Annotated in this window: 16 protein-coding genes and 2 pseudogenes; 12 read left to right on the plus strand and 6 right to left on the minus strand. The window is 56.6% G+C overall.

The window, feature by feature from the left end; genetic code table 11:
• The first annotated feature begins 64 nt into the window (after positions 1 to 64).
• From WDN02_RS02860 to WDN02_RS02875, 4 genes are all read left to right on the plus strand, one after another.
• Positions 65 to 295 carry a hypothetical protein gene (locus WDN02_RS02860; protein ID WP_337292072.1) on the plus strand — a complete coding sequence of 77 codons (231 nt, stop codon included), beginning with the start codon at positions 65 to 67 and terminating at the stop codon, positions 293 to 295.
• Positions 296 to 305: 10 nt separating this feature from the next.
• The gene (locus WDN02_RS02865) at positions 306 to 3,023 is read left to right on the plus strand and encodes a hypothetical protein (RefSeq protein WP_337292073.1); all 2,718 of its coding nucleotides are present in this window, start codon (positions 306 to 308) and stop codon (positions 3,021 to 3,023) included.
• Between the two features lie 1,570 nt (positions 3,024 to 4,593).
• Positions 4,594 to 8,736 carry a TIR domain-containing protein gene (locus tag WDN02_RS02870; protein WP_337292074.1) on the plus strand — a complete coding sequence of 1,381 codons (4,143 nt, stop codon included), beginning with the start codon at positions 4,594 to 4,596 and terminating at the stop codon, positions 8,734 to 8,736.
• Positions 8,737 to 8,790: 54 nt separating this feature from the next.
• On the plus strand, positions 8,791 to 10,599 hold the full coding sequence (locus WDN02_RS02875) for a hypothetical protein (protein WP_337292075.1): 1,809 nt from the start codon (positions 8,791 to 8,793) through the stop codon (positions 10,597 to 10,599).
• Here the strand turns inward: WDN02_RS02875 and amrB are convergent.
• Complete coding sequence (amrB, locus tag WDN02_RS02880; protein ID WP_337292076.1) at positions 10,556 to 12,199, minus strand: AmmeMemoRadiSam system protein B; 1,644 nt, start codon at positions 12,197 to 12,199, stop codon at positions 10,556 to 10,558. The genes WDN02_RS02875 and amrB overlap by 44 nt on opposite strands.
• A gap of 860 nt (positions 12,200 to 13,059) precedes the next feature.
• On the opposite strand from amrB, the pseudogene istA reads away from it, so the two are divergent.
• The 3 genes and pseudogenes from istA to WDN02_RS02895 all read left to right on the plus strand — a co-directional run bounded on the left by istA (position 13,060) and on the right by WDN02_RS02895 (position 16,024).
• Positions 13,060 to 14,662, plus strand: a pseudogene (gene istA, locus WDN02_RS02885) (IS21 family transposase).
• On the plus strand, positions 14,559 to 15,287 hold the full coding sequence (istB, locus tag WDN02_RS02890; RefSeq protein WP_337291678.1) for an IS21-like element helper ATPase IstB: 729 nt from the start codon (positions 14,559 to 14,561) through the stop codon (positions 15,285 to 15,287). The pseudogene istA and the gene istB overlap by 104 nt, the downstream one beginning before the upstream one ends.
• A 119-nt stretch (positions 15,288 to 15,406) precedes the next feature.
• Positions 15,407 to 16,024, plus strand: coding sequence for a hypothetical protein (locus tag WDN02_RS02895; RefSeq protein WP_337292077.1), 618 nt, complete (start codon positions 15,407 to 15,409; stop codon positions 16,022 to 16,024).
• 15 nt (positions 16,025 to 16,039) lie between these two features.
• On the opposite strand, the gene WDN02_RS02900 is transcribed toward WDN02_RS02895, so the two are convergent.
• Together WDN02_RS02900 and WDN02_RS02905 are read right to left on the minus strand one after the other, a co-directional pair.
• Positions 16,040 to 16,495 carry a hypothetical protein gene (locus WDN02_RS02900; RefSeq protein ID WP_337292078.1) on the minus strand — a complete coding sequence of 152 codons (456 nt, stop codon included), beginning with the start codon at positions 16,493 to 16,495 and terminating at the stop codon, positions 16,040 to 16,042.
• Between the two features lie 363 nt (positions 16,496 to 16,858).
• Positions 16,859 to 17,578, minus strand: a complete 720-nt coding sequence (locus WDN02_RS02905; protein ID WP_337292079.1) for a hypothetical protein — start codon at positions 17,576 to 17,578, stop codon at positions 16,859 to 16,861.
• Between the two features lie 388 nt (positions 17,579 to 17,966).
• Between WDN02_RS02905 and WDN02_RS02910 the strand changes: the two genes are divergently transcribed.
• The 4 genes from WDN02_RS02910 to WDN02_RS02925 all read left to right on the plus strand — a co-directional run bounded on the left by WDN02_RS02910 (position 17,967) and on the right by WDN02_RS02925 (position 21,639).
• Complete coding sequence (locus WDN02_RS02910; RefSeq protein WP_337292080.1) at positions 17,967 to 18,614, plus strand: hypothetical protein; 648 nt, start codon at positions 17,967 to 17,969, stop codon at positions 18,612 to 18,614.
• A 368-nt stretch (positions 18,615 to 18,982) separates the two neighbouring features.
• Positions 18,983 to 20,302, plus strand: coding sequence for a hypothetical protein (locus WDN02_RS02915; protein WP_337292081.1), 1,320 nt, complete (start codon positions 18,983 to 18,985; stop codon positions 20,300 to 20,302).
• Positions 20,303 to 20,372: 70 nt separating this feature from the next.
• Positions 20,373 to 21,206, plus strand: coding sequence for a hypothetical protein (locus WDN02_RS02920; protein WP_337292082.1), 834 nt, complete (start codon positions 20,373 to 20,375; stop codon positions 21,204 to 21,206).
• Positions 21,199 to 21,639, plus strand: a complete 441-nt coding sequence (locus WDN02_RS02925) for a hypothetical protein (RefSeq protein WP_337292083.1) — start codon at positions 21,199 to 21,201, stop codon at positions 21,637 to 21,639. The genes WDN02_RS02920 and WDN02_RS02925 overlap by 8 nt, the downstream gene beginning before the upstream one ends.
• A gap of 67 nt (positions 21,640 to 21,706) precedes the next feature.
• Here the strand turns inward: WDN02_RS02925 and WDN02_RS02930 are convergent.
• The 3 genes and pseudogenes from WDN02_RS02930 to WDN02_RS02940 form a co-directional block, all read right to left on the minus strand.
• Positions 21,707 to 21,869, minus strand: a pseudogene (locus tag WDN02_RS02930) (ATP-binding protein); the annotation flags it as partial.
• A 262-nt stretch (positions 21,870 to 22,131) separates the two neighbouring features.
• On the minus strand, positions 22,132 to 23,220 hold the full coding sequence (locus tag WDN02_RS02935; RefSeq protein WP_337292084.1) for a HigA family addiction module antitoxin: 1,089 nt from the start codon (positions 23,218 to 23,220) through the stop codon (positions 22,132 to 22,134).
• A gap of 33 nt (positions 23,221 to 23,253) precedes the next feature.
• Entirely contained in the window at positions 23,254 to 23,577 is a 324-nt protein-coding gene (locus WDN02_RS02940; protein ID WP_337292085.1) for a hypothetical protein, read from the minus strand.
• Between the two features lie 122 nt (positions 23,578 to 23,699).
• On the opposite strand from WDN02_RS02940, the gene WDN02_RS02945 reads away from it, so the two are divergent.
• Entirely contained in the window at positions 23,700 to 24,221 is a 522-nt protein-coding gene (locus WDN02_RS02945) for an AAA family ATPase (RefSeq protein WP_337292086.1), read from the plus strand.
• The last annotated feature ends 46 nt before the right edge of the window (positions 24,222 to 24,267 follow it).

Genomic DNA, 24,267 nt, shown 5'->3' on the forward strand with positions numbered 1-24,267 from the left:
GCTGGATCGTTCCCGGGGCGGTTCGATAGACGAGCGGCACGCCGCCCCAACTCCAGAGCCGATTGTGCGGCTGAGCGAAGGCGGCATCATCTGGATAGTACAGCACATCAAAGACGAAGGCTTGGGCAAGAGGCGCCCGACCGTGGCCGCCGGCTTCGAAGAAAACGGCGCGAGCGCCGTATCGTCTTTATCGGGCGGGCGGCTGTCGCTGAGCGTGACCGAAGCCGAAACAACCGCTACGATCCTGGTCAGCGCGGTCGCGATCCCCTGTGCGCCGAAGTTGTGTTTCAGCTGAGAGTATCTGGATGAATCCGAAGCGCAAGACAGCGCAGATTGATAGCCTGGCCGAAGCTATCGGCTACGTTGCCACGGACTTCGAGCGGTTTGGCGGCCTTTTCCTGGACGCGCTACTTGAAGTGCCGATGAACCATCAGGGGACCAATCTTGTCGGCTATCCCGTGGGTGGAGTGGTCGATACCGTCAGCGACGACGGACGGATTGTTGCCGAGTACTCTGACGCCAGCGACTACTTCGAACGTCCGATGAGCAAAGCGGAGGGCGATCTTAGGAAGGCGCTTGGCCGAAAACCATCCGCGCACGATATCTTTTTGCTGTCGGGTCGGCGAAAACGGCCACAGATCGCGCAGGAATTCGAAGCCATTGTTCGAACGTGGCCGGAAATGCAGGGCAGAACTCTGCATTTGTGGGGCGCCGAAGAGATCGCGACGGAGCTGATTGAAAAACTGATCTTCAGCGATACCACAGTCCGTCGCCTCGCCCCTTTCATTCCGGAGCTGCAGCGGATCCGGGACGAAGAGGCGGTGAGCCGATTGGCTCCTGCGCCTGAGCGGCACCGCATTCCTCGACTTGGCGTGGAAGCCGAACTTTCACGGCGCATCTCAGCGAATCCCGTAACGACAATCAGCGGCATCGGCGGCCTTGGCAAATCGGCCGCGGCGGCGGCCTACGCTGCAGATCATGAAGATGATTATGACCTGATAATCTGGCTCGAGGCTGGTGAGGTTCATCGGCCGGAGGATCTCCAGTCGCTTGCCTTAGTGAGGGGAGGCGAGGCACGCAACATCACCGCCTTGCTGCGTACCCGGGCATGTCTTTTGGTAATCGACGACGTCAGGCTTGCCCTTTCGGAACCGCGCCTCGCCGAACTTTGTGGCCCACGTTCGCGGATAATCTTGACACAGCGGACCGCGTCGCCAGGCTCATATGAACTGCCTATGCTTACCCGTACTGAAGCGCAGAGTCTTTTCGATCATGAAGGCACGGCCTGCCCGCCCGCCACTTTTGATATTATCTGGTCTAAGGTCGGCGGCCACCCTCTCAGCCTCAGCTTGATCGGCGCGGCTGTGCGAGGGGGTGCCAAATGGGCGGAAATCATTCTCGACTGCGAAGCCGTCGGGGAATTGGAACATGACGGCCAGAGGCTTGCTGACCGGCTCTTGGATCGTCTCCGCACTACGCTGGGGCGCGAACTCTCGGTTTTCGCGTGGGCCGGGCAGCCGAATTGTGGGCAGGAGTTCTTAGAGCACGTCATCCGCCCGCTAGGCATCCGCAAACTTAGGAGTTATGGGCTTACCACCGCAGACCGAAGCGGAGTTATCCGACTACACGACGTCGTGTTCGCAGCTTTGAACGACGAGTGGTGTTCGCGTCCGCGGCGCTCGGAACTTGATTCTGCATTGGAAACTTACTTGCTCTCCAGCGCAGATGAAACAGGCCTACGATTTTGGACAATCGCACGTATTCTCCGCCCGAAGATTGAGAAACTCGTTGCAGAGAAATCCCCATCGGCCGCCTTCCGATATGCCCTGCTTTCGGTATGGGATCCTGGAGAGCTGCAACCGGAACTAGTCGGTGACCCGCTGGTAATTGCGGAGGCCCTCATCGGACGTTCGCCGGCTCCTCTAGAGGTAATCGCAGTCATCGAGGCAATTGAGCAACTGTTCTTCTACGACAAGCTGAAAGATGACGGGATCGCTAAGAAGGGGTTGCGAGAACGTTTAGCCGCTTTTGACATTCTTGCCGAACTACCCGGCCTAACCGATAGACAGACCGCGGAGGTACAGCACCATAAGGGCAAGGCGCTGAAGCGACTTGGCGGACCCGACGCCGCGGCCGAACTTTTCGAGCGGGTGTTAAGCGGCCCGTCACCGCTCCACGAAACCCGTCTGCAGTTGATAGATATTTACAGAGTAAGTCCTGCCAAAGTCGATCGGGCCATTCAGCTGGTGGACGACATTCTCGGCCACAGAGCGGGGCAAGAGGGCGTGACCTACTCCGTGCTCCTTGGCCTCATCGAGCGCCTGCCGTGGGGCTCCGGCAGCTGGCGGGCCGGCCTAATTCAGCGCCATTCGGAGGCAATCGAGCGCACAATTGTGGAGGCGGCAAATGTCGGCGTTCTGCAGGCGTTTCGTGCATTCGCTGCCTTAGGCCGATATCTGTCTACGGAGGAGCCCGCCTTATTCCAGCGCATCCTCCAGCGCTTGCCAGAACCAACTGCTGACAGCCTACAGACCGACAGCGACCGATTTTCATGGGCTGAAATCTTTTTCGAAGCGTCCCGCCTCCAGGGCGATGACGCCCCACGGCTCCAGGCCGAAGCGCTGGCGCTCCATGAAGCAGAGGTACGACCGCAGCGCTTCCATCTTCAGCGACGCGCCGAACTGCTGATCGAAATGGGGCGACCGGGCGACGGCGAGTTGCTCTTGCGTGAGCGCGACGATCTCGAAACTAACGAGTGGCTCCAACGGCTCATGGCGCGGGCACGGTTCGCGCAGGGCGACGCGCCCGACGCTTTGATATGGATCAATAAAGCACTGGATCGCCTGAAGGCCGATCATTTCCGCAGCGAGTTCTTGGAGCTGCGGTACGACATTCGAAGTAGGCTTGGCGAAGTTTGCGCTGGTGAGGATTTAATGAACGCTTGGCGGTCAAGCCAAAAGAATGCGGAAACCGCCCGACTGCGCGCTCGGCTCGATGACGCGGGTCTATCCACGCTATCATGATCGTCAGTATGTTGATTTCCATTGAGAGCTGATGGAGTGGAAATCAACAGACGGCCTCTAATCGGGCCGATGACCCATTATTTCTCCCAATAGTTGTGACAACCCAGTTGCGAAGAGAATCCTGCGTTTCTAACAGTTTGCCTCGTGGGACTGTTGGTTGGCTAAACTATGGTGCGAGCCGCGGAGATTGGCTTCTTCGGCATTTACGCGCTAGAAATGCATCAGGGACAGAGCCGAACTGGATCGAAAAGTGCCGAGAGACGAGTTCCCTCAAGGTGTGAAAACCCGTCTCGCATTGCGAGTCAATTATCTCTGCTCAAATCCTCAATGCCGGGCTCAAACTAGTGGGCCCAGAATCGACTCCGAAAAGTCGACCAACGTAGGCGTCGCGGCACATATTACAGCGGCATCAGAAGGTGGCCCTCGTTTTGATTCCTGCCTCCAAATTGGAGCCAGGCGCTCAATCGATAATGGCATCTGGCTTTGTCAGATTTGTGCAAAGCTCGTCGATAGCGATCAAAACAGATTCGACACATTCTTGCTTCGCGAATGGAAGTCTGAGGCAGAATCTCAAGCCAAAGAACAGCTCGGCGTCCCAAGTTCGCGGTTTTGCGAAAATCCACTCCTGAACTCCGTGCATGGCAGGCTAAATAGGCAACAAAATGCGCGGTTCGGCTTTTCCTTCGCATATCCCTCCGTTTGGGACCGTGATGATCCGGTAAACTGCGATGGCAACTCGTTTCGCCACCCGACAGACCCTCGCATCGAAGTTCGGGCGTGGGGTAGCTATGCCGTCGTAACTCGCGACCTAGAAGCATGGATCGCCTGGAGCATCCAAAACCTTGAAAAGGAGGAGAGCTTTCGTTTGCTGAGCAAAGTCGTGTCCGGGCGACACGTAGTCGACTGGGGGCACGGCAGTCGCCGTAAACCACTCGAGTCACGCGAACAGATCAGGGGGTATCGCATAGTCTATCAAATGCAGGAAAACGGTGAACGGTTCACGTACGTTCAAACGTTCGTGCAGCTAGATGATACTCAATTTGGTGTCCGTTGCGGAGCGCCCTCACCTCTCTACAGCAGGTACGAAGATCTCTTTCTGATAATCTCCCATGGATTTCATATCCTTGGCAGAAGCGCCGCACCGCAAGCCCGGGCCTTTAGGATTAGATAGTAGTAGCTCGAAATCGATCCAGGACTTCGACGAAGCGGGCATGCCGGGACTGGTCAAGGGAGACGGTTTCCGAGCAAACCTGAGGCGCTGAGTTCAGGTCCCCTCCTTCCGAAATTGGCCGCTTGATCCCTCAAGCAAAACGACGTTCTTCAGGAAACGCAATATCGCTCTCGTCGACATGAATGGCGCGAGACACGAATGCATCGCGGAGTCGTTCACGCAGAGTCACCAAGTTTTTGTCTTAGTTCACTCGAGCAAGACAATGACCGCAAAATTCGCGCTGGTGCAGGCCTGACCCGTAGGCTGAATACCTTGCGCTTCACAGCCCAATGTTGATATGTTCAAGGTCTTCAATCTAAACCCGCTGCGAAGTTCCCAACCGTTTAATGGAAACCGGCCGTGGCGCGGCTCTTCATCAGCCATTCAAGCAAGGACACCGTCGCAGCCATCGCGTTCAAGCAATGGTTGGGAGTGAACGGTTGGGATGACGAAGATGTTTTCCTCGACGTCAAAGACATTGGGGGTGGCGAACGGTGGAAGGATGCGCTGCGCAAAGCGCATTCGCGGTGCGAAGCCGTCATCTTGCTTGCATCCCCGGCCGCACTAGAATCGCCAGAATGCCTGACCGAGGTCCGCAAGGCCGAAGATTTTGGCAAGGAGATCATCGTCGTGCTGCTGCACGATCTGAGGCTCGACGATCGGCGTCTAGATTCCTTTAAGGAGCGGCAGATCGTCGATCTTTCAGCGCCGCCTCAAGCCTACCAGGAGAAGGTCGCGTTCCGCGGCAAGGATCAAGAGGTCACCTTCAACGCCGAAGCTTTGGCCAAAATCAAAGATTATTTGGTCCGACGTGGCATCACCCCAGAGAGCTTTCCATGGCCGCCCGAGGATAGGCCGGACGCTCCGCCGTTTCCCGGATTAAATGCATTTACGGAGTACGACGCCGCCATCTTCTTTGGCCGCGACGCTGATATCTTGGGTGGCTTAGACGAGGTTCGTTTGCTGTGCCGCAACGGCAGCCCCAACTTGCTGGCCATTCAGGCTTCGTCGGGCGCTGGCAAATCATCGTTCTTACGGGCTGGCCTCTGGCCGCGGCTCTGCCGCGATCCCAACATCGCGCCGCTCGCGATTTTGCGACCAGCGCAAGGGATTTTAACCGGCCCGGAGGGCCTTGGCCTCAAGCTCGCCGTCAGGTTGTCCCGTCCGGGTAGCCCGATCAATCCTGGCGATGTCTATACATCACTGATGGCAGAAAATGAGGCCCAAGCTGCCACCAAATTTAGTCGAATGATGGCAGATGCCGCCGCGCAGGCGTACGAGGAACGACGAATTAGTAAGCCGGACGCGGCGATGCCGGCGCTCGTTTTTGCGATCGATCAGGCCGAAGAATTGTTTTTGCCGGAAAACGAAGCCGAGAGTCGACGTTTCCTCCGGCTGCTCGCATATTTCCTCCGCGATCCGCCACAAGGCGTCCAACTATTTGGTCTACTAGCGGCGCGTTCGGATAGCTTGACGCGACTTTTTCAAGCCGTGACGGCGCTTCATCTGGATCCGCCCAAGACGCTGCTTTTGCTACCGCTGCCGCAAACGTCCTATCGCGACGTAGTCGTAAAGCCGCTCGATGTCGTGATGCGGCGTGGTCAAAGGATATCCATTGAACCAGCGCTCGTTAAGCGGTTGGTCGACGACGCGACCGGAGCCGACGCGCTGCCGCTGCTCGCCTTCGTTCTCTTTCAGCTCTATAAAGGGTTTGCTCCTGGCGGCAGCCTTACGCTGGTTCAATACGAAGCGATTGGCGGTGTCGCGGGCTCAATCAAAGAAGCGATCAAGGACGCGCTGGCTCGGCCTAGTGATGCGCCAGCTATCCCGGCCGCCCAAGAGGAGCAACTCGCTTGCCTGCGTGCGACGTTTATCCCATTACTTGCACGCATCGACTCTCAGACTGGGCAGGTCATGCGCCGAGTCGCCGCCCTCGGCGACTTTGTTGGCGTCTCGCGCGCCATGGTGGAGCGCCTCGTAGAAAAGCGGCTCCTCGTCATTGACCGACGCTCTGACACCGATGTCGTCGAGGTCGCGCACGAAAGCCTGCTCCGCCAGTGGCCGCCGCTGGCGGCATGGCTGCAAGCTGCTGGCGATGACCTGAGAACCGTCGAGGCGGTAGAACGCGCGGCCGGCGAATGGGTTCGCAACAACCGTCTTCCCGCGTGGCTTGATCACCGCGCTGATCGACTGAGCGCAGCCGAGCGGATCGCAAAGTCCGAGGATTTCCGTCGACGTCTTGGGAAGGACGGTCTCGACTATTTAGCAGCGTGCCGTGCGCGTGAGACCCGCGAACACCGGGTTGCGCAGATTGTCGCCTGGTCATTCGCGGCGGTGTGTGCGGTATTCTGCCTGATTCTGTTCGACCAATGGCAGCATACTCTACGAATGCAGCGTGAAACCGAGGCATCGCTCTTAATCGCGCAATCGGAACTTGATCTCCGTAATGGCGATGTAGGCGCTGCGATTGGACGCGCGAGGCGCGCGTTCGAATCTATTCCATCAACCGCCAGTAGATCGGCGTTGCTACAGGCCGTGATGGAAATTTCGCCGAATGCCATGGCAGAGATCCAGCTCGGGGGCGATACTGGAACGGCGTTGGCCTGGGCCGATGACAGTGTACTAAGAATTTCGACTGGATCGGGCAGACTGCGGACATTCGACGCGAGCAAGCCCAATGCTGCTGCTCTCAACAGCTGGGCTCTGCCCGCGATCAAGCGTTCTCAAGACGGCAACGCCTCGATAGTTCGCGCTCTGTTGCAACTAGATCGTGGTCGGATCATCGCCATATTCGACCAGGGATCGGTCGGCGTTTTTAGCAGCACAGGCGACATCATTCGACTCGAAGCGCCTCGACCGGATATCTCGGTCTATCCGACCGCACACGCAGCAGCGATTGCCCGAGACGGCAAGTTGATCGTGGTGGCGACGAGTGACGAGACCGTTATGCTCTATCGCTGTGATTGGAACGCAAAGACCCAGTCGGCGCCTGCTTGCAGGACATCGTTTCTCGGCAATGCGCACGGGCGCGCCGTGGCTATAAGTCCAGACGACAAGCTCGTTGCGGTGGGCGACAATACAGGCAAGATTTTCATCTACAACCTTCTTGGAAATGTCTTAGGTAATGCGCCCAAACTGAACGGCCCCGTCAACGCGCTTGGTTGGGCGCAACAGCGCGGTTGGTTGGCAGGGGGATCCACCAAAGGCGAGGTTGCGGTTTTTGATGTCCGCGCCAATACACCGTCCGTCGTCGCGCGACAAATCTTCGACAATAGCCCGGTAACAACGCTGGCGTGGAGTCCGAAGGAGCCCACCCTGGCTTTTGTGTGCGACAGCACAACAGTGTGCGTATGGCAGCCCGCCAACGGCGCCAAACCCTTCAAGCCTGCGATGCATTTCGAGGGGCATCGCAATGCGATCACGCGGTTAAGCTTTGCTCCAGACGGCGATTATTTGGCATCCGCAGCGGCGGATGGAACCGCCCGAGCCTGGAGCTTGGCTCAGAATACCGATGCAACCTTTGCGCTCTATGCGGAAGGCACGAAGGAGATAAGGACGATCTCGACGTCACCCGACCACCAGTGGGTGGCGGCCGGCGGCGCCGATGGAACAATCGAAGTCTGGAATCCAACATCGGGAACTTCGGACCAGTTCGTGGTATCGACTAGCGACGCTGAGATCCGCGACCTCGCGTGGAGCCATAAGAACAACCTCGCCGTCCTTGAGGACGACGACACGGTTCATATCGTTTCAGTCGGCTACCGCGAGACACCGATCGATATTCCACTGAAGACTAGCGTCGGCTATCATCTTACGTGGGCGGACGAAGATCGCATGATAGCGGTGCCGTTAAGTCAGGGTGGCGTTTGGGAAATTGATCCTCAGTCACCTGGCAAAGCGCCTGTCCTGCTCAGTGCCAACGGACCGAACGACGAGGCATGGGGTATAGCCGCTGGGCCAACAAAGCACTCCCTGCTGGTCAGCTACGTCGGCGGCGAGATCAAGATATGGGATCTAGGAACAAAACGACCCATAGGCTCCATGCGCGATGTTCGGACAGAAAAACACGACAAAATCGGCGTTGGCAGCCTCTTCTTAAGTCCCGACAAGCGCTTACTCGCGACATCGAGCGGAGATGGCTTCGTCCCAATCTATAACATCGCCAGCCAAACGACTTGGCGCGTCCTAGAAAGCGATTCTCCAACAATCTCCACGGTAGCATTCAGTCCTGATGGGAAAAAGTTAGCTGCCCTAGGCTCCGACAATCGCCTCTACGTTTGGACCCTAGAGGTCGACGGCCCTGAGCCTTATCTCGCTATTGGTCTCATCCCACGCCGGACCGGGGTCGGACGTACCGGAGATCGAAGGGAGAACGTGAGCTGGTTCGATTGGATTTCCAACGACAACGTCGCTATCGCCGGCGATATCGCCGCAGTCAGTGTCATCAACACCGATCCAGTTAGATGGCTCAAGCGGATTAACGGTCTTGTACTCGTTCCGTGAATAGCAATAAAGTGGCGCACTCCTTCGCTGATCGATCTGGTTAGGGAGAATAAGATGCTTTCGAGACGCTCTATCATCAAATTCGCCAGTCTCGCGATTCCGAGGTCCATGTTGGCCGCTTGGCCGTCGGCTGCGGGTTTCGCCGCCACCCCCGACGATCCTTCCCTCGAGCCCTCGATCGCGCAGCCACCGGCCACCGAGATCGGCGTCTGGCGCACGAAAGCACAATCGGTTTTCGATTCGGCCAACCGGACGCTGCTTCGCAGAACATATACTGTCTGGGATGCGGCGCCGTCTCGCGATCTGAATTTCAATTGGATTCCAGATTCGCTCGAGAACGACCTCGAAGGAAAACCCAGTGGTGCAGGACGCCTTATCTGGCGCTTCAATGGGAAGCCCTCCTACGATCGCTCCTCGGTCTTCTCAGAATATCACGGCATGATGAAAGACGGCCGCGCCGATGGAAAGGGCAGCTACTTCGATGCCACAGGCGTTTCTTACAAGGGCGAGTGGAAGAAGGGTTTCATGGACGGCTTCGGCAGCCTGAAGATGGCGAGCGGAGATGAGTATGTAGGGCAGATGCGTGCGGGAGAGCCAAATGGAGCCGGCCGGTTCATCGATTCCACTGGCGAACTTTTCGATGGAGAGTTTCGTGATGGCCATCGCGATGGAGCCGGAACAACGACGCTTCCAAACGGTAATACGTATCAGTCGAAGTGGATATTTGGAAAGGAGATTGAGGACTCCCACCGTCTGGCGCAATTGACCGGACAGTCAACTTTTGAAGACGCTGACGACATAAGGATCGGGATCACCATCGACAAATTAAAGGCCCGCGAGGGTGACTTCACATACGCCACCTCCAGCAATGGACGTCGGCTAATGATTCAACCGGCCGACGAGCGGTTGATGTCAATGTGGAAAGGTAACGGGGAGATCCAACTGACGGAACTCGAAGAAGGAGATGAAGGGGATGGCGTCTGTTCATTGACCAGAGGGCAGTTGCTTCCGCTCACGCTGATCTTCGAAGCCCAGAATCGATCAGCCGATTCGATTTCTGTCGTTGGTGCCTACCTCTCTGTCCACTCTAGCGTAAGCGATTTGCAGCCTGCTATCCAGTTTAACCGTGCTCTCGCCGTGTGCGAGGGTAACCCATTCAAGCCTAACTTCATGGCCCAGAATTTTGGTTGGGGCGCCGCCCAAAACGCGGTGATGCGCTTTGCCTTTACGAATCCACACGCCAATTCTCGAGAAAGACCGGCGCACATTGTGAAGAGCGTGGGAAATATCGTCCACACGTCAAATATAAGCCTTGAGCCAGAGCTCAGGGAAGTCGGGGTCGATACTCACGCCCTGGCCGCGAAATCGGCATCGGGATTTGCCTGTAGAGCAACTTCTTCCTCCACCTGTCTTCGAGAGCTCAGAACAAGCGGCTTCTTCGGGTCAATCTCACCACAGATCGAAATTGCTGATACATCCATATTCGTCGGGGTGACCGGCACCCTTGATTACACTTGGCAGAGCAGTAAGGGTGATTGGCACTCGAGATCTTCGCCTTATAAGATTCTTTTGCCGCTCGGCCATATCACCATCGAGGCTGAGTGTGGCGAGGGCGGAGAGCGCAACATAGTCGCTGCGAAAGCTCTAAGACTCAGGCTCGATCAGTCCGACTATCGTCTGCCAGTCTCTTTTGAACGGAATATCCCACCTAGCTCCACAAGCAGGTTTACTGTGACGGTCCACGCCACCAAGTCTTCCGAGCATCATTTCACTGTCGTTTTGCAACTCGCTGATGGCCGCGAAATTCCATCCCGGCCAATCAACTTACTGTACTACATGCCGAGCTGGTTTCCGGCGACTTAACCGAGCCCTGCTCCACCTGCAGTTGCCCAGTACAGACTTCGAAAAGGTTAGGAATGGGGATTAAGCGCATTGCGTAGGTGCCTTGCTCGAACACGCGCACTTCGAGCAGCGCACCTGAGCCGCGAGATGATGTTTGATCGAAAAGCAGGTTGCCGAGCGAAAACGTCATCGCGTATTCTCCACCTTGCATCGCCTCGATGTGATCCGTTGCCTGATGTGAATGGGCTCCGATAATCGCGCTCACCCCGCCGGCCCAAATAGCTCGCGCCGCCGCATACTCGCCGGCCTGCGCAGCATTAGTATACTCACGCCCCCAGTGCACGAACGCGAGTAACGGGGGCTTCGCCTGCATGTGGCATAGCTCTTCAAGGTCATTGTCTCTCATGACCGGATAGTTGTGGAAATCGCACTTTCCTATGAAGTTAAGTCCGAGAAGACGGAATGGACCGACGTCAACTATCTGCTTGTGGGCGAGCGGCACGATTCCAGCCTGCTTGAGCGTTGATCGGCTCTCCTCGAAACCCGACAAACCGAGATCATAGCTGTGGTTGGATGCAAGGCCCACGACGCGGACATTCATCGCCTTCAAGATCGGTATCGCCAGACTGGCATGCATTATGTGCAGATCATTGCGAGCCCCCTCCGGGGGCTCGTCCAGAACCACGCCCTCAAGATTAACTATTAGTGGTGCGCCACCCGTTATTGCCATGACACTATCAATTACCAGGGCTGCCACGTTCTTATCTACGAGCGGCGCCGTCAGCCAGCGCCCGATAAAAGTGTCACCGCCAAAATAAAACACTTGCTGGTCCGAATACCTTAACTCCACTCCCGCCAGCGGCCGCTGGGTATAGGCCGTCACGATGTAACTCGTTGTCTTTCTGCCGATCGCGCTATATTCAGCCGAGTTGCGATTGGCTATGACGGTCCCAGAGCTTTTGTAGACGCGGCTCTGCAGCTGCATCTGCAGATACTGCGATGCTTTGGAATCCATATGTGCCGGCTGTAGCAGCCGTAGCAAAGTGCCTACGTCGTTTGCGGCAATGACATTTAAAGTCTCCTGATCTCGCTGCAACGCGACGTCTGGCGGCAGGTAATGCGAGTAATCAGTGGATTGGATAATAAGCGTGCTGGGGCCGGCCAGCGCCTCTATGAGCGACAACGCGCAATCGCACTCCTCGACTGTAGCACTGTAAGAGATAGCAATAGGCACCACCTTTGCGGCCGGAAAAAAATAACTGATGAATGGTATTAGTGCCTGTATTCCGTGTTCATCATCAAATGAAGGCAGGTTGTCGAATAAGTCCTTCGACTTTACCAGGGTGCCGGTCGCGACGTGATCGTTTTGCACCTGTCCAAACACGTTATCAAAGTCGCGTTGCGTCGTCGCCATAGGCCGTCGGCTGCGATTGAAGTGATCTGGAGACATGACAATGACGCGGTCATACAGATTATCGGCGGCAGCCTGGAATCCGCGGGCAATTAGATCGATGGCGAGCAAGTGGTGAGGAACCGAAATCCCGGTGACTCTTAACCCAGTCGCTGGAGGTCGCTGTTCCTTCGCTATTGCGTCCAGAAAGGGCTGCGGATCGGCATACATGGATGTCAGCTCCTATGCTGCGGCAACAACGGGACCAACTCAGACGTAAAATAACATAGACCTTGCTATCGGGCCACTTGCCCACGAGCCGACAATAAGGGGCGCCCAATGCACCTTTGAGAATCCCCGCGGGCTAGCGAAGCGGACTTCGTTTGAAATGGCACCCGTAATTCGAGAGCCGTAAACAGCCAATCGTCAACTCCGATGTGTTTCTCAGCGCAATTCGGGACGTCGCTCGCGCGACCTGCAGCGCGCCGGTCAAAGCCGGGGCAGCTTTTTAAACGCTTGTTGTAAATTCGACGATTGTATAGCCTTTTCTCTTATAATACCGTCGAGTATTAGATGCGGAGCATCGCAACGATGATGACGCAAACCGACTTTGTTGGAGTGTACTTTCTTATTTACACATTTTGGCTCGTAGCTCTCGTCTGTATCTTGCTTAATTCGTTTCTTAACCGAGTGATCGTCTCGGCTCTGGTTACGGCTTTGATAACAAGCCTTTATCAGGCTGCACCTGACGCTCGTGGTATAATAGGAGACGAGAGACGAGACTTCGCCATTCTTGTCATAGGCAGCTTGTTTGTTGTCCTAACATTTTCATTAGCTCTTCATCTTCCTGCAACGTTCCATAAGCCGCGCCTTTCGTTGCGCACCCGCCTTCGACGGGTCTTGGTTCCCTCTCAGTTTGAACTTGAGGCAACGGAGACCTCTTCACGCGACGCAATGAAGCGCTGGTTCGTCGCCGTAGTGTGATCCGGCGTGGAATATTGACCCCCGTAGATAGGGGGATCGGCGTGGAATATTGACCCCCTGAGAAGTGTTTGCAGTGTGCCCGCTTTGGATTGAGCGGGCGGTGGGGGATGCTGGTTGTGGAGACGATTGGCCGGATACGGCGGGAGCATCTAGTCAAGGGTAAGTCGATCAAGGAGATCGCGCGCGAGTTGAAGATCTCTCGCAACACCGTCCGCAAGGTGCTGCGGTCGGAAGAGACATCGTTTTCTTATGAGCGGGAGGTTCAGCCGCGTCCGAAGCTGGGGCGCTGGAAAGCCGCGCTCGATTTGATGCTTACGGGGAATGTCGGCAAACCGGCCCGCGAGCGGTTGACGTTGATCCGGCTTTTCGAAGAGCTGCAAGCCAAAGGCTATGATGGTGGCTATGATGCCGTCAGGCGCTATGCCCGCAGTTGGAGCCGGGAGCAAATAAGCGTCACGGCTGAGGCCTATGTGCCTTTGTCATTTGCGCCGGGCGAGGCCTACCAGTTCGACTGGAGCCACGATGTCGTGGTGATCAATGGCGTGACGACGACCGTGAAGGTCGCGCACGTCCGTCTCTGCCATAGCCGCATGATGTTCGTCCGAGCCTATCCGCGTGAGACGCAGGAGATGGTGTTCGACGCGCATGAGCGGGCCTTTGCCTTCTTCAAGGGTGCCTGCACGCGTGGCATCTACGACAATATGAAGACGGCGGTAGAGACAATCTTCCTCGGCAAGGACCGCCAATATAATCGCCGCTTCCTGCAGATGTGTGCACATCATCTGGTCGAGCCCGTTGCTTGCACGCCGGCGTCCGGCTGGGAGAAGGGTCAGGTCGAGAACCAGGTTGGTCTCGTGCGTGAGCGCTTCTTCACGCCACGGCTGAAGTTCAAGACCTATGACGAGTTGAACGCTTGGCTGACCGACAAGATCATTGCCTATGCCAAGATGCATCCGCACCCGGAACGTCCCGAGCGTACGATCTGGGAGATGTTCGAAGAGGAGCGGCCGCAGCTTGTTGCTTATCGCGGCCGGTTCGACGGATTCCACGCGCTCCCGGCGTCGGTGTCGAAGACCTGCCTGGTCCGCTTCGACAACAATAAATACTCGGTCAATGCCGCGGCCATCGGGCGGCCCGTCGAGATCTTCGCCTACGCCGACCGGGTCGTGATCCGTCAGGAGGGCCGCGTCGTTGCAGAACACGCGCGCTGCTATGGGCGCGGCGAGACGATCTACGATCCCTGGCATTATGTCCCGATCCTCGCCCGCAAGCCCGGCGCCTTGCGCAATGGCGCCCCGTTCAAGGACTGGGTGCTGCCAGCTGCCCTGGAGCGTGTCCGGCGCAAGCTCACCGGGTCCAATGATGGCGATCGGCAGATGGTCAAAGTTCTCGCGGCTGTGCTGACAGACGGCTTGCCGGCGGTCGAAGCCGCCTGCGCGGAGGCCCTGGCCGAGGGTGTTTATAGCGCTGACGTCATCCTCAATATCCTCGCGCGGCGCCGCGATCCCGGTCCCTCGCCCATCATCCTTACCCCGGAGGCGCTTAGGTTGCGGCATGCGCCTGCCGCCGATTGTGCCAGATACGATCAGCTCAGGATCACATGATCATGGAACGTACCGAAGTTCTCGACATGATGAGCAACCTCAAGCTCTTTGGCATGAGGAATGCCTACGACGAGACCCTTGCAACAGCTGTCAAACGTCAGCATGAGCCGCAGCACTTCGTCGGCGATCTTCTCAAGGCCGAGATCAACGAGAAGCACGCCCGATCCATCAAATACCAGCTGACGGTCGCCAAGCTGCCGCTCGCCAAGGATATCGATGACTTCCTGTTCGCCGACACACCCATCAACGAGAGCCTGGTGCGCGATCTCGCCGGCGGTAACTTCATCGTCGAACAGCGTAACGTCGTTCTCGTCGGCGGTACCGGAACCGGTAAGACACATCTCGCCATTGCCATTGCACGCGCCTGCATCCGCGGCGGGTCACGCGGCCGGTTCTTCAACGTCGTCGATCTCGTCAACCGCCTCGAGGCCGAGGGACGCGCCGGCCGCCAGGGGCGCCTTGCCGATTATCTGACGCGCCTCGACTTCATTATCCTCGATGAACTTGGCTATCTGCCCTTCGCCCAGGCCGGCGGCCAGCTTCTCTTCCATCTGATCAGCAGGCTCTATGAGCGTACCTCGATCCTGGTGACGACCAATCTCGCCTTCGGCGAATGGCCGAGTGTCTTCGGCGATCCGAAGATGACCACCGCGCTGCTCGATCGTCTCACCCATCACTGCGACATCGTCGAGACCGGCAACGAAAGCTGGCGCTTCAAGAACCGCGCCTGATCAGGTAGCCAAGCGCGTTGTAACTCCAGTCGGGCTACGCCCTCATTCCGTCACAACGCGCAAATGAACGGGGTGACTTTTGCGCGCCGATCGGGGGTCAAAGTTCAACGCCGATTGACATGATGGACGAATGCGTCACTTCGACACTCGATCTGATTGCCGAATATTATGACCTGCTCGGCCTTACGCTTGGCGACGTGATGGGGAAGAACCCCGACAAGATATTCCCACTTTTAAAGCGTGGGGACGACACGACTGACGACCTGAAGCACCTGGCTGATTGCCTTAACCTGCAATCAAGAGCGATCAGGATAACCGGAAATCATCCAGGATTGGCGCCCATACACGCGATGAAATTCTACTCGATGGCTCACTCTTTGGATTCTTTTGTGAGAGTCGGACAGGATCTCGTCGACGACTTTATCTCACGAAGCGATTACATCGGTGCGCGTGACGTCATCGAGCGCAATTTGATGCCAACGATTGTGGGTTTGAAGCTTGCGGGCCGCATTATCCCAGTCCGCAGCCAATATGCAGTCGTCCTAGCCTATTGCGGTGCTCTCGACGAAGCAGACGCTGAAATGGCGCGCCTGATGCCATATGAAAGCGGACTCGATGCGAAAGGCCAGTGGGAGCTGAACAATCAACGCGAGTTCATCAAATATATAAGGCACAATCCTCCACCACCGCAGTGGCAGGCTCCCGAGAAAGTGAGTGGGCCAACACCCAAGAAATAGCCCGGCGGGTTGCTATTAAGACGCGATCCAGCGTCGCAGGAAATAGTCGGTCTCTTCTCGGCTCGTGCAATGGTAGGTCTCGCGGATCATCTGCCGAAGCGTTTCTCCCTGGGGCCCGGTTGGCTTATCTCCTTCTGAGAGGTCAACAGCTGCCAACTCTTCTGGTGAGAAGCCACCCATCGGCATGGGGTTTACGGTCCAAATCTCAGCAGAGCTCGCCACTGCGCCATTTGAAAATTCGATACGCCTCAGCAAGCGGGGAACGTGGCTTTCAAGTCCATAAAGTCGAGCCGCGCCAAGTTTCGTGCCCACACGGACGTCTAATAGAGGCTTGTGTAGATAGAACGTCACGTCTGCCGGCTGCCCTGACGTCGACAACATCGTAAGTGTATGGGTAAGCATCGCCTCGCGAGACCCGAAGTGTTGCTCAAGGCGTTTCATCGCCTCTTGTGGCGTGATGTCCTGCGTCATGAATACCTTTTTCATCCACCGAAACGGGGCAGTTGCTAAATTTGCGCCGGCGCCGCACAAGGCGCCGGCTCTTCCACCACCGACATCCGCCGTATTTGCTTCAGATCGCCCGAAATACGCCAGTCTTAGGATGGCAATTTATATATTCGAAATATTGCGCGCCGGCATCGAAAACATAAACCTCTCGCCCCCCTCGGGTAGGAGAATTCGTTCCTCTGCCGAAAAGACAAAGATATATTTGAGTTTCGTATGAAGGCTCGGCACGCTCGTCAGGCGGAATGCGGAGACTGAGCCCGTCTTCTGGTCAAGATGGGCTGCCGCCCGAAGGGCGAAGCAGGCGGCCCGCGGACGCCCCAAAACGGCTCAGTTCATATCTACCCAAAGGTGATGAATGTGAATCGGCTGCAACTCGCCTTCCCGCACATGATCGGACTCCAACAGCGCTAATCGCGCTGCCGAATCGTGGCTTCTCATATGCACCTCGTCACCCGGGCTCCACCCGTCTATCCCCTTCGCCACGAGATCCTTAGGCCAATCCTTTAATTGGCGATCCCAAGCGGGGATATCGCCCTCTTGTATGTAACCTATCATCGCCCCGATTGTATGCGCCGCGCCGTGTTTGCCCGTTTTAAACCGGTGCACTCCGCCAGTCGATGTATGTTCACTGTAGAGATATTCGCGTTTATCTCGATCAACTCCCGCCGGCGTAGGAAGACGCTTACACTCGATCGGAAACAATGCCTCATATTGTGTGTAGCGCCGACCCTCGATCCAGATCGTCGCTGCCGATGGCGCCGGAGCAAGATCAAACCTCCTTCCACGTACGCTTTCGTCGGGCTCTTCAACACGAAATTGCAGAAAGTCCCATCCCTCATTTGTTCGCGTCGCGCTGTTCATGTATGCGCAGAATCTCGAATTAAGTGTCGTCTCGGCAGTATCGTTTCCGCGCTCTGGATCGTCCCGCCATTTAGGAAGCTCGCGGGCGATAAAATCCAAGAGGGCCGGAATCCATGACTGGGAAAGACGGATTTCCCGATTCAACTGCCCGGATTGGATTTTCCATTCCTGCTGATCGGCGAGCACGCTTAGAAACCTTGCGCGCGAAGATCAGCAAGAACGTCATCAGCGTCGCGCAGAGCTATCGATCCAAGCCAATAGCGGAGGCAGTCAGGTTTCAAAAGAAAGATAAAGCTACGATCGTAGATCCGAGCGATACGAGTACCGGGTTCTCATCGACGATCGCCTGCAGGCTGTTCTCGAAAAAACTTATCAACAATTCCTCGAGACCAATCCGCCGGATCGGCCGAAGCTGACGAACGCCTACGGGTGGTTTTACCATTGGTACACATTCAAGGGCGGCCAGAAGTTCTCACCCTACCTGGCGGACCAGATTATCAGACATGCCGCAGGGAAGTTCGTCGTCACATCCCAAGTGAAGAAATTAAATGCGTCACGCGAGACCCGCTCTTTATTGATGGAGCAGGAACGGACCTTCTGCACGATCAAAGAGGCGATGCAGATCTGCGGCGTTAGAAGCACTCAAGGTTTCCGTAGTTTACTTGGTTCGTTCGGATTGCTTCAAAAGGTCAATCACACCGGCACCCCATTCCTTTCCAGAGCCGACATGGAGGTCTTGGGGAAAATCCGGCCGCACCTCATCACCAAGACTGACGCCGGCGTGATGCTTGGAGTTTCGACAGGAACTGCGCCTCGCTTGCTCGACCTCTTGTGCCGGGCGGGACATCTGCAGCCCTTTATGGCTGGTCCTAAACCCGCGCAGAAAACATTTCGCTTTCTCAAGCAGGATATAGAGAAGCTTAAATGCGATCTGGAGAAGCGGTGTCGAAAGGAGCCGGCTCCGTGGAGAGCCGTATCCATTTGCAGTGGAGGCGATAACCGGGTCGCGGCCCGTTATCTTTGCCAAGCCCTGCTATCAGGGGTTCTCACAGAGGCGTGGTGGAACCTGAAGGAAATGGGGCTTAGAGGCATTCGCGTTTCCAAGGCTGAGGCCGAGCGCTTGAGCCAAATGTCATGGCAGCGCTGGGAAAGCGAACTGAAGCCGCTGGAAGCATTCGTGCCCTCGATGGAATACTGGCGGGAAAGAGCCAAAGACTTATAGGTCCGAAGCGAGCGACAAAACCATCATCAAAAAGGCCATCCAGAGATCGCTATCGCTCTCGCCCCCAGAAGAGCAGAATATTGCCTGCCTGGGCATTGCGGATTCAGCCATGGCTGTCGTCACATGCCTGAATGGCTTAGAACCCGGAGGACCAGCGGACGCAGTTCAATATAATTCCCGCGGTGGCTTCGCTGGGGGCGCTCCTTTGCACATGGGCAGGTCGCGATCGGGTCAACCGGCGGCGCGCCACGGCGGCGGCGCTGTTCTTCTACAAATCCCGAGGTCGGACAGATGGTTGTCTGTTGCGTAGGGTCCGCGAACCCACTATCAGTCGATACTTATCGTCGTGATAGAGGCGGCTTTTGTAAGTGTCGCGAAGCGGAATAGACGCCGATTTTGGCCTTTGGGTGAAAGATGCGCGAGCCCTTGCGAAAACGCACAGCTCGATCAACTTCACTGATCGTGAAACGCTTCGCAGGACGCTCGTCGAGCTGCACAAGCTCTTTCTGAGCTCCCCTGGTAGCGTGAAAAAGGCCTACCGCGCCATGGCCGACAAGCGCATCGTAATCCAAGAAAAGGTTTGCGAGAAAGCTATCTCGGAAGGCCATGTTTTATGGTCGCTGCCAGGGGAAGAACCTGAGGACATCGCGGCACTTCTTGGTGGTCTAATTCGCGCAATCGACGCGACCCTGGGACAGTATCGATCACACTGGCCCAGCGATTCGACGCGTTGGTTGGTGGATGACCTAGGCTGGTACGTGATACCGCGCGACGGCCCGAGTCGGTCGCGGGCTGCGGCGCAGGGACAACCATATGAGAAAAGGGGGATGTTGTTCCACCGAATGATCCCCAAAAAGATCAACGGATACTCGGTCGAGATCTTCAGCAGCCGGTCACGGCATATGTCAAAACACGAAGCTGAGAGTTGGCGAGTGGGAGCCTGCTTATTTGGAGCTATCGAGCTAAGGCCCGACATATTCGAAGCGCGCGGAGAAAAGAGATTCGTCATCCTCGATGCGCAGTGCGCTACCGCCGCCAGCGTTGTGAACACACAAATCGAAAACGCACTAAATGAGCAATGCGTTGCTTTGGTATGGCCCGAATTGACGGTCCCTCCGGCGCTCCTAAAACGTCTCCGAACTTTACTTTCGGATCGCGATGTTGAGGACGCGCGCTCTCCGCCCGAGGTGGTGGTCGCAGGCAGCTGGCACGAAAATATCGATGGCCGCACGGTAAATCGCTCTAGGATTTTCGACGGCTATGGTGTCGAGCGTTTCGCATATGACAAGATCGAACCTTATGCCGACGGCGATTGGGGGCGGGAAGACATCGTCCCAGGGACTCGCGTCTGCGTTCTGGCTACCGAAGCGGCACTGATCGGGTTCGCGATTTGCCTGGATTTTTGCGATGTGAACTCCAATCCCTTTACCGAGTTGGATATTGATCTGATCCTGGTGCCCTCCATGGGCAACGACAGGACCATTGAAGGTCACCGGAATACGGCGGCCGCTGTCGAGGTCAGGTTTGGAACCCGGACTTTTGTGGTGCAACACAACCTCAGCACGGATTTCGAGGATGGCCGTTTGGGTGTTGTAATTCCTATGCCAAAGAGGCCCGGCAACGCCTCAACTAAGGACTTGGGTCAAAATGCCATATGGAAAGCTTACGGGTGGCCAAAGAATGCCTAGATTGTGCTATCCAAATCAGAGTAAAGCGTTGTAAAGCATTCTTAATGGTTGTGAAGTTATGACGGATGCTATGGAAGCGAAACTCGAACAAATTGAGATGGGGAATGCCACTGCGGCTGAAGCAAGGGCAGTAGTCTCCAAACTTCTTCGAGACGGATCGGAGGCAAGCGTTAGTCGGCTATACGATGCACTTGGAGCATGGCTCTGGAAAGCGTTGGACGGCCGTCGCCGCGACGAAGAACTGCGTGAGTGGTTCGACATATTTCGAAGGTCGAGCGCATCGATCACAGAAAATCACTCGGCGTATTCCGAACGCTTCCGGGCATTCTACGACCTGCTCGAAATGTCGATTGCAACTTCCATGGTGGCAGACCCGACCAGGGTGCTAAGCCGGCAGCATGTTGTCCAAGTACTGCAAATTCTTCGGCGTGCCGGATCACGCCCCGTGGAAAAGACCATAATTGCGCAAACGCTTGGGCTGGGTCCCGAGAATATGAGTCGTGTGCTGCACATGATGAGCAACGCCCGTCTGTTGGAGAGGACGACCTACGGTAAGAAAGCGTTTTTTGCAATTACTCGGGAGGGGGCTGCCGCACTCGCAAAGCACGAGGTCGTTAGTCCGCCGCGTCCTGATCCACCCACTCTGCCCCCCAAGAATGTGGAAAATCTGATCAGAGCGTTTGTGGAGCAGATTTCGGAGTCGCCCGTTCGTAGAACGGCTGCGTCGACGGAGAGAGAAGCCGATAAGTCATCTGAGGGCCATGCTCGCCGGCTTGTTTCGACTGGCACACAGGTGATGGTGCGAAACGATAAACGTCACTATCGAGGCTGGATGGTGTTACCGCCGGCCCAGCATAAGTCATCGTTCATACAAGACGCCTCTACGGAGGATAACCATGCCTGACGAGGAGCAACTCGAGCACAGCACCGGCGAAACCGGCACAGATGACACCCTTATCTTGTACGGCCAGTCCTTGGCCGAACGGGTCTCGTATATTTCGTCTTCCTACACCACGCTTCTCATGAGTATGGGGAAGAGAGCGCGGGGTGGGCCAGACCTACTTGTGCCGCTGGTCGACGTGAGGTTCGAAGGACCGCTGGCGGAAGATGGTACAACCGCGAGTCCAATCTTCTACCAGTTAGTGACGCTCGATAATCTCGCGTTTGTCTTAGAAGACATGACGAACGATTTAACGACCGTCTGCAGTCAATTGAATGCAATTTGCTCCTCAAGAGCGAAACCGGACGCCGATTGGCTTTCCTCCGTAAAACGACACTTCACCTCTGCAAAAGCCAATCTTGAAAAATGCTTGTCCCAGATCGAGTCCATTGACTAATTTTTGAATCTGGGAGCGAGAGTCCACTCGAAATCCTATTTTGGAGCGCGGTCAGCGCGGGCATAATCATCTTGGCGTCGCCGAAGACGCCGGTCCATTCGCTGAAGCTCGGGTTCGTGGTGGATGACGACACCGGTGCGCTCATAGAGCTTGCTCAGCACATGGAAGAGCAAGGCGCCGCCGGAGGTGCTGAACGGCAAGTATCCCAGCTCATCGAGGATGACGAGATTTCTTTAGCGGCGTCGAGAACTTCGCCGATGCGCAGGCGCCCTTCAATCAACAACAACTGTTCAATGAGCGCGAACGGGTTGCCGGCAGACCCTGCTGAAGCGTCCAGAGCAATGCTGCACCAACCGGTGCATAGCTCCGGCAATACGCCATACGCCACGACCAATCCTGACGTCCTTTGATGAGGGACTTTAGCGACAAATCTCGCGAACCGCGCGCCCACCGATCCGCCATCAACGTGAATTACGGCTCCCGATCCGCAATTCAATCGTCGGACCATTTGTAATGATCCTTCAAACCGTTCATCTGGCTATAGGCGAGGATTCCGCGCTTCTGCAGCTGGCCGACAACAATTCCCGGTGCAATACCCTGCTCCGCGGCAAAAGCCGTCACCTCCTCGACCGTCCCATCAAACTGCGCGACGAATGCGTGCAGCTGGCTCTGCGGCACAAGAAAGTTAGCCGCCCATTCATTGGCCTCTTCTTCATGGACCGGGTCGGCATTGCTGTAACCGTTGCCATCGAGAAAAACTGCCTTACGGGTATGAAGCAGGAGATGGGCAGCTTCGTGGAAAAATGTGAACCAGAAATGATCGTTAGTCTTGTGCCGAAGCGACTGCTGGATTAAGGCCTTCCGTGGACTTAGCCAGCGCGATATTCCACTTAAGGCCAGCCCCTTCAATGGCTTGACGAGAGCGAAGACAACCCCGCAACGCGCGCAGCTTTTCTGAAGTTCCGGCAGAAATTCCTCAACCGATTGGACCGTCAGTTTCCGAATTCCACGCAGTTCTTGCATGAACTGCGTCTTGCTATAATCGGCACAATCTAGCGCCTCGGCCTCCCGCTCTCCCAGCCGCAGCCAGACGAGGAGCGCTTCTTCATTGCTGTTGAAGGACGGCGAATGCCGGTAAGAAACCGCGGCGAGCTGAGCAAAGCCTTCGCGACAGGCTTCAACGCTCCCCGCGCCAAAGAAGGCGAGCAATTGGCGAACGCGGTCGCCCCCATGTGCGGGCTTGAGCAGACCGTATTTCTCCAGTTCCTTGATTGGAAAACGTGCGGCCCACTCGGCTTCTTTAGCAAGAAGCTCGACCTCCTTAGCTTTTGCGAGCTGAAGCCGATAATTGGCCTCAAGCGCGAGCCAAAGGTCGGCGTCCATTTCGAGCACGCGCTCAAGTTGCAGAGCGGTCTCAGGTTCGATCGGGGCCCTGCCCGCAATGATCTCCACAATAAGCTTTGCAGACCGGCCGCATCGCCGCGCCAGCTCGCGAGCAGACATGTCACGGGCCTCGAGAAACTCCTCGAGGAGCTTGCCGGGTCGAATTCCGCGACTCGGACTGTAAGCAAGGTTTGCCATCAGCGTTTAGCAGCACGAGCAGAAAAGCGCTGGCTAGACATCCTCGATACCAATCACATGAATCTCCTCGATGGTCCCCAGGTCCGACGCCCGTCTATGGGCCGGCTTGTCATCAACGCTGAGGAACTGCAAACGATGCGCCGCGCCGACGTCGACGGTAAATAGGCCTGGCGTCCCTTCGACGGGACGAAAGTGAATCGGCGGTCGCGTCGGCAATTTCGCAAGATTCGCGGAGACGCTTAGCAAGGCCATGCGGGACGCGATTTTATCCGCGACATCCGAGCCATAGTGTCCCTCCAGCCGAGCGTGGTCATTGAACAGCCGCTGGATGCGGATGTCCAGGAACCCGATCTTCATCGGCGCTCGAAAATTGTTACCAAATGGGTAACACAAACGGTTGACTCTTCGCAAGTCCTCATCGACGATGGAAAGCTAGCCCGTCCTATCGGCGCGGGCGCCAACCGTGAGTTCCAGACGAAATGAGCAACGGCATCGCCTTCAAGACAACGCTGCCCGACTCGTCGTTCGATTTGGCGTGGGAAAGCATCAAAATGCCGGCCGCGGTCAAGCAGCGGCTGGTGGCGCAGGCCGTCCTCAGCCTCACGATGCGTCGCAAGATCCCCTTCGAGATTGCACCATTGCACGGCATTATTGCGCTTGCCGGCCCTCCAGGTACCGGCAAGACGACGATCGCGAGGGGACTTGCGAGCAAGATCGCCGGCGCTCTCCGGGGCGAGATGGTCACCTTTCTGCAAATCGATCCGCACGGTCTTGCCAGTGCTGCGCACGGCAAAAGCCAGCAGCAGGTTGCCACTCTCTTCAGCCGTACCATTCCCGAAGCCGGCATCAAGGGACCGGCTATCATCCTGTTGGACGAGGTCGAGACCTTGGCAGCGGACCGGCGGCGGATGAGTCTTGAGGCGAATCCCGTTGACGTACATCGGGCAACTGACGCGGTGCTCTCCGGCATTGACCAGCTTGTTCGCCGTCAGCACCCCTGAGACAAATTGAGGGTCTTCACGAAGGGAGGATTTCTGGTTCATCGTA

This window comes from Methylovirgula sp. (genome assembly GCF_037200945.1).
Classification (GTDB): domain Bacteria; phylum Pseudomonadota; class Alphaproteobacteria; order Rhizobiales; family Beijerinckiaceae; genus Methylovirgula.